The organism is Micromonospora sp. ABR4_055 (assembly GCF_056160425.1).
In genome coordinates this window covers 1-6,312 of the sequence record NZ_JBSWXD010000248.1, presented here as the reverse complement: position 1 = coordinate 6,312, position 6,312 = coordinate 1, and the positions used below count along the sequence as shown (strand labels likewise).

Below are 6,312 nucleotides of genomic sequence, written 5' to 3'. Positions count from 1 at the left end.
TAATGGGGTGGGGAGGGGGGGGGGGGGTAGGTTGTGGGGGGGCACCGGGGGTGGGGGGGGTTTTTTTGTTGGGGGGGTTTTTGTTGGGGTTTGGGGGGGGGGTTTGTGGGTTTTTTGGTCGCCCCCCCCCGACGCCTGATCAGGTCAGTGGGCCGACTCGCCGCGCTCCAGGGCGGCCTCCCGGCGGCGGAACGACGCCTGGATCTCGGCCTCTGCCTCGACCCGGCCGACCCAGGTCGCGCCTTCGACCGACTTGCCCGGCTCCAGGTCCTTGTAGACGACGAAGAAGTGCTGGATCTCCAGGCGGTCGAATTCGCCGAGGTGGTGGATGTCGCGCAGGTGCTCCTGCCGGGGATCCTCGTACGGCACGCAGAGCACCTTGTCGTCGGCGCCCTTCTCGTCCTTCATCCGGAACATGCCGATCGCCCGGCACCGGATGAGGCATCCTGGGAAGGTGGGTTCCGGTACGAGCACCAGTGCGTCCAGCGGGTCGTCGTCCTGCCCGAGGGTGCCCTCGATGAAACCGTAGTCGGCTGGATACTGCGTCGAAGTGAACAGGGTGCGGTCCAGCCGGATCCGGCCGGTCGCATGATCGACCTCATACTTGTTCCGGTGACCCTTGGGGATCTCAACCGTAACGTCGAAATCCATACTCACGCTCCCTCGTCGCCCGCGCTGGCTACGGAAATAGAGCGGTACGCCGTCCGGGCGTTGCCCCGCCCGACCGTTTCGGCTCCCGCTCGCTTTGTGAACACAAGTAGTGTCGCCTAGTCCGTTCGTCAGTTGGGAGGTGGGGCCAGTGGGGAGGGAAGACTCACAGTCCGCTGGGGCCGTCGGTGAACCCGACCGGGCCGACGGAGCGCCAAGTCCCACGTCGGAGGGTAGTGGATCGCCCGCGAAAGGTGACCAAGTGGTCCCGCCGGAGGACTCTGCCGCCGCCCCGGCCGGTGCGCGCGATCCAGATCCGACGGCATCGGGCCGGGCCGCTCCGCCGCCGGCCGCCCCGCCGCCGCCCACTGGGAACCCATCTGTTAAGGCAACCCCGCCGGCCACCGGGTCGGCGCCCGTGACCGGCCGGGCCAACGTGCCGGCCGTGTCCGGCGGCGCCGACGCGGCTCCGGCCGACGTCTCGGAGGGCGGCCACCGCGGACGCGCGTCGGTGCCGGCTCGTGGCACCGCCAGACCGGTTCCGCCGCCCGAGCCTGTACCGGCTGAGTCTGCGCCGACTGGCGGTGCACCATCCGGCTCGGCACCAGCTGCACCATCCGGCGCTGCATCGTCCGGGTCGGCACCGGTTGAGCCGGCGCCACCGGCCAGCCAGTCGTCACCTGACCGCCGCCGCCGGGCCCGGCGGCTGACCGTCGCCGTCGCCGTCGCCGTCCTGCTGGCCGGTGGTACCTCGATCGCGGTACTCCGGCCGGGCCCGGTGGCCGGCTGGCTCGGTGCCGCCGAGGTGAGCCCGAGCCCGAGCATGTCCGCCGAGCCGACGCCGGGTCCGGTGCTGGCCGGGTTGGCCGTCGACGCCCCGATTCCCACCACGGCCGGGCTGACCGAGACGCTGGACAAGGCGGTCAACCGATCCGGCCTCGGCGACCGGGTGCACGTTTCGGTCCGGGACATGACGACCGGCGCGGTTCTGTACGGTCGCGAACCGGCGGCGCTGACCGTGCCCGCGTCGACCACCAAACTGGTCACCGCGGCGACGGTGCTGGCCGCGGTCGGGCCGACACATCGGATCACGACCCGGGTGGTCGCGGGAGCCGCGCCCGGCGAGGTGGTGCTGATCGGCGGTGGCGACCCGACCTTGTCGATCGGTGACACCGGGTACTACGCGGGGGCCGCCCGGCTCGACGTGCTGGCCGCCGCCACCCGTAGCGCCCTCGGTGACACGGCGCCGACCAAGGTACTGATCGACAGTTCGCTCTTCTCTGGACCGGCGTTCGGGCCCGGGTGGGACGAGGACATCCCGACCGGCGGGTACGCGGCCGCGATCACCGCGCTGATGGTGGACGGTGCCCGGACCGATCCCGCCGCAGCCAAGGGCTGGGCGCCGCGCTCGGCCGCACCGGACCTGGCTGCCGGCCGGGCCTTCGCCCGTGCTCTCGGGCTGCCGGCGAACGCGGTGGACACCACACCGGCCGGCTACACCGACCAGCTGCCGGGCGCGCCGACGCAACCCGTCGACGGCGCCGACGCGGTCGCCGGCGCACCGACCTCGTCGGCGACCGGGCAGCCGGCGACCCCCCACCGGTCGTCGGGGGCAAACCCCGACCGGCCGGCGGAGGCCGGCCCGGGTGCCGAACTGGCCCGGATCGAATCGCCGCCGATGGCCCGGCTGGTCGAGATGATGCTCGCCGACAGTGACAACGTCCTCGCCGAAGCGCTCGCCCGGCAGGTCGCCATCGCCCGGGGCGAACCCGCGTCGTTCGCCGGGGCGGCGGTCGCGATGGACGCCGTACTGGCTGAACTCGGGTTGCCGGCCGACCAGAGCGACCTGTACGACGGCAGCGGCCTGTCCCGCAGCAACCGGGTGACCCCGGGACTGCTGACCGAACTGACCGTGCTCGCCGGCAGCGGCGACCGCCCCGCGCTGACCGGGCTGTTCTCCGGTCTGCCGGTCGCCGCCTGGTCCGGCACCCTGCAGGGTCGGTACCAGACGGCGGACGCCCCGCAACGGATCGGCGCTGGCGTGGTGCGGGCCAAGACCGGGTCGTTGTCCGGAATCAACGCGTTGGCCGGCACGGTGACCACCGCCGACGGCCGGTTGCTGGCGTTCGCGGTGCTGGCCGACGAGGTGCCGTTGCTCATCGACGCCGCCCAGGCCGGCCTGGACCGGATCGCCGCGACCCTGGCCAGGTGCGGTTGCCGTTGACCGGGGCATGATCACCAGGGTCGGCGGGCGTCACCCGGGTACGGTGGGTGCATGGCGCAGTTCGTGGACTGGGATCTGGCCGCCGCAACCGCCGGCGCGCTGAGCAAGTCGGGGCCGAAGGCTTCGCTCGACGAAGCGACCGAGGTGGTCAACGACCTTCGCCGGCTGACCGACGAAGCGGCCGGACACGTCGTGGCGTACACCGGTCTGCAGGCCCAGGTCGCGCACCCGCCGGTGCGGGTGGTCGACCGGCGGGACTGGGCCGTCGCCAACATCTCCGGGCTGCGTGACGTGATTACGCCGCTGGTCTCCCGGGCGGCCGGCGACCGCCAGCCGGGCGCGCTCACCGACGCGATCGGTTCCCGGGTTACCGGTGTGCAGGCCGGCACGGTGCTCGGCTACCTCTCCGGCCGGGTGCTCGGTCAGTACGAGGTGTTCTCCGGTGACCCCGGCCAGCTGCTGCTGGTCGCCCCGAACATCGTCGAGGTGGAGCGCAAGCTGCACGCCGACCCGCGCGACTTCCGACTCTGGGTCTGCCTGCACGAGGTCACCCACCGCACCCAGTTCACCGCCGTGCCGTGGATGCGCGGCCACTTCCTGGGCCAGGTTCAGGCGTTCGTCGACGCCTCGCAGGCCGGTGGCGACAACTTCGTCGACCGGGTCCGGCGCGGGGTCGGCACGCTAGCCGAGTCGATCCGCGACCCGCAGAGCCGGGCCAGCGTGCTGGACATCGTGCAGACCCCGGCGCAGCGCGCCGTACTCGACCGGCTGACCGCGCTGATGACCCTGCTCGAAGGGCATGCCGAGTTCGTCATGGACGGGGTCGGGCCGGAGGTCATCCCGACGGTGGAGCAGATCCGGGCCGGCTTCAACCGCCGCCGCGAGGCCGGCAACCCGCTGGAGAAGGCGATCCGCCGGCTGCTCGGCGTGGACGTCAAGATGCGCCAGTACGCCGAAGGCCGCAAATTCGTGCACGGCGTGGTCGACAGGGTCGGCATGGCCGGTTTCAACAAGGTCTTCGACTCCCCGTTGACCCTGCCCCGGCTGGAGGAGTTGGGCGACCCGGATGCCTGGGTGGCCCGGGTGCATGGCCCGGTCTCCGGCTCGCCGCCGACCGTCGTCTGAGCCGCGGGTGCCCAGGCTCGCTCCGGCTGTCGCCGAGCTGCGTGTCGCGGTCCGGCGGATGCTGCGCGAGTACGCCGGCCGGCTGGTGCTGGTGGCCTGCTCCGGCGGCCCGGACTCATTGGCTCTGGCGGCCACGGTCGCGTTCGTCGCCCCCCGCTGCGGGGTCTGCGCCGGGCTGGTGACTGTCGACCACGGCCTGCAGGCGGGGTCCGCCGAGCAGGCCCGGGACGTGGCCGGCTGGGCGGCCGGGGCCGGGTTCGACCCGGTCGAGACCGTCGCCGTCGAGGTCGGTGCCGCCGGCGGCCCGGAGGCGGCGGCGCGGACCGCCCGCTACGCCGCGCTGACCCGGGTGGCCCACCGGCACCGGGCGGCCGCCGTGCTGCTCGGTCACACCCGCGACGACCAGGCCGAGACGGTGCTGCTGGCGCTGGCCCGGGGGGCCGGTCCGGCCGGCCTGTCCGGGATGCCGCCGGCCCGCCAGGTGGACGGCGTCACGGTGCTGCGTCCGCTGCTGGACGTGGGGCGGGAGCAGACCCGGGCGGCCTGCGCGGCGCTCGGCCTCACCCCGTGGGCCGACCCGCACAACACCGACCCGGCGTACGCCCGAGCCCGGGTCCGGGCCGACGCGCTGCCGGCCCTGGTCGAGGCGCTGGGCACTGCGGTGGTGGCGAATCTGGCGCGGACCGCCACGCTGGTCGCCGCCGACAACACGACGCTGGACGGGCTGGCCGACGCCGCGTCGGACCGGGCCGCCACACCCGGTGGTGGGCTGGCGGTCCCGGTCCTGACCGAGCTGCCGGACGCGGTGCGGACCCGGGTGCTGCACCGCTGGGCGTTGCGGCTCGGTGCGCCGGCCGGGGCGTTGGCGTACCGGCACGTCACCGCTCTCGACGCACTGGTCACCCGGTGGCGTGGGCAGCGGGCGGTGCACCTGCCGGGTGGTATCGAGGTGCGTCGGGCCGGGGGTGAACTGTCGGCCGGCTCAGCCGACGGCGGTCCGGTCGCGGAACGTGCCACGGTACGCCTGGGGTGTGGCGCCGACCCGCCGGCTGAAGTGGTGCCGGAGGGTGGCGGCGTCGCCGAAGCCGCACCGCCGGGCCACCGTCTCCACCCCCAGGCTGGTCTCCTCCAGTAGCTGGCGGGCCAGCAGCACCCGCTGGCCGGTGAGCCAGTCGTGCGGCGTGGTGCCGGTCTCGGCCCGGAACCGGCGGGCGAAGGTACGCGGTGCCATGTGTGCCCGGGCAGCCAGTTCCTCCACGCTGATCGTGGTGTCCAGGTGCTGCTGCATCCATACCAGCACCGACTCCAGCGTGGCCGCTGTCGGGCTGGCCGCGATCGGCGTCTCGATGAACTGGGCTTGCCCGCCGTCGCGGTGCGGCGGCACCACCATCCGGCGGGCGAGTCTGGTCGCCAGGGCGGAGCCGTGCTCCTGGCGGACCAGATGCAGGCAGGCGTCGATCCCGGCGGCGGTGCCGGCGCTGGTCAGCACGTTGCCGTCGGCCACGTACAGCGAGTTGCACCGGATCCGGGCGGTCGGGTGGCGGCGGGCCAGCTCGTCGGCGTACCGCCAATGGGTGGTGCATTCGCGGCCGTCGAGCAGGCCGGCGGCGCCGAGCACGAATGCGCCGGAGCAGACGCTGAGCAGGGTGGCGCTGCGGCGGTCGGCGGCGCGTAACGCGTCGACCACCGGTGCGGCGACGGCGTCGTGGAAGCTGGCCGCGGGCACGGCGACCAGGTCGGCGTCGGCGACCGGCCGCAGATCGGCGGTGGGTAGCAGCGAGAAGCCGGAGCTGGTGCGGACCGGGCCGCCGTCGACGGTGCAGACGTCGAAGCGGTATCCGGGGAAGCCGTCCGCGGTGCGGTCGTGACCGAAGACCTCGCAGACCACCCCGAGCTCGAACGGGGCTACGCCGTCGAGCGCGATCACCGCGACGGTACGAAGCATGCGACGAGTCTAGCCCACGGTGGCAGGATTTCGATGAACAGTGGCATCTCTGCCGCTGTTCGCTCAGCGGGCCGGCGCGCAGACTTGGTGTCGACGTCCGGTGCGCACCGGCGGCACACCCATCGGGACCAGGGTGAACACACCCATCGGGACCAGGGTGAACCTCCCGTCAGGACCAACGTGAAGGTGGCTGCCGCCATGGAACTTCTTATCGTCGTGTCGATCATCCTGCTGCTCGCCGCCGCCTCGGCGGCCGGCCTCACCCGGGACAGTCGGGGGGGGGGGGGGGGGGGGGGGAGGGGGGGGGGGGGGGGGGGGGGGGGGGGGGGGGGGGGGGGGGGTGGGCGGGGGGGGGGGGGGGGGGGGGGGG

5 protein-coding genes and 1 pseudogene are annotated in these 6,312 nt (G+C 73.7%); 4 read left to right on the top strand and 2 right to left on the bottom strand.

Annotation, left to right across the window (positions count from 1 at the left end; translation table 11 throughout):
- Positions 1-144 precede the first annotated feature (144 nt).
- Positions 145-651 carry an inorganic diphosphatase gene (locus ACXAHD_RS31000; RefSeq protein WP_123603846.1) on the bottom strand — a complete coding sequence of 169 codons (507 nt, stop codon included), beginning with the start codon at positions 649-651 and terminating at the stop codon, positions 145-147.
- Between the two features lie 518 nt (positions 652-1,169).
- Here ACXAHD_RS31000 and ACXAHD_RS30995 point away from each other — a divergent pair.
- The 4 genes and pseudogenes from ACXAHD_RS30995 to tilS all read left to right on the top strand — a co-directional run.
- On the top strand, positions 1,170-1,358 hold the full coding sequence (locus ACXAHD_RS30995; protein WP_281555826.1) for a hypothetical protein: 189 nt from the start codon (positions 1,170-1,172) through the stop codon (positions 1,356-1,358).
- The gene (gene dacB, locus ACXAHD_RS30990; RefSeq protein WP_475054996.1) at positions 1,355-2,872 is read left to right on the top strand and encodes a D-alanyl-D-alanine carboxypeptidase/D-alanyl-D-alanine endopeptidase; all 1,518 of its coding nucleotides are present in this window, start codon (positions 1,355-1,357) and stop codon (positions 2,870-2,872) included. The genes ACXAHD_RS30995 and dacB overlap by 4 nt, the downstream gene beginning before the upstream one ends.
- Positions 2,873-2,923: 51 nt before the next feature.
- Positions 2,924-3,997, top strand: a complete 1,074-nt coding sequence (locus ACXAHD_RS30985) for a zinc-dependent metalloprotease (RefSeq protein WP_281552789.1) — start codon at positions 2,924-2,926, stop codon at positions 3,995-3,997.
- Positions 3,998-4,004: 7 nt separating this feature from the next.
- Positions 4,005-4,976 (top strand): annotated as a pseudogene (tilS, locus tag ACXAHD_RS30980) (tRNA lysidine(34) synthetase TilS); the annotation flags it as partial.
- 3 nt (positions 4,977-4,979) lie between these two features.
- Here tilS and ACXAHD_RS30975 read toward each other — a convergent pair.
- On the bottom strand, positions 4,980-5,942 hold the full coding sequence (locus ACXAHD_RS30975; protein WP_475054995.1) for a GlxA family transcriptional regulator: 963 nt from the start codon (positions 5,940-5,942) through the stop codon (positions 4,980-4,982).
- Positions 5,943-6,312: the final 370 nt, after the last annotated feature.

What these genes read in the sequence shown, in the direction of transcription:
- ACXAHD_RS31000 (WP_123603846.1), bottom strand. Translation starts at nt 651, where the DNA reads ATGGATTTCGACGTTACGGTTGAGATCCCCAAGGGTCACCGGAACAAG.
- ACXAHD_RS30975 (WP_475054995.1), bottom strand. Translation starts at nt 5,942, where the DNA reads ATGCTTCGTACCGTCGCGGTGATCGCGCTCGACGGCGTAGCCCCGTTC.
- ACXAHD_RS30985 (WP_281552789.1), top strand. Translation starts at nt 2,924, where the DNA reads ATGGCGCAGTTCGTGGACTGGGATCTGGCCGCCGCAACCGCCGGCGCG.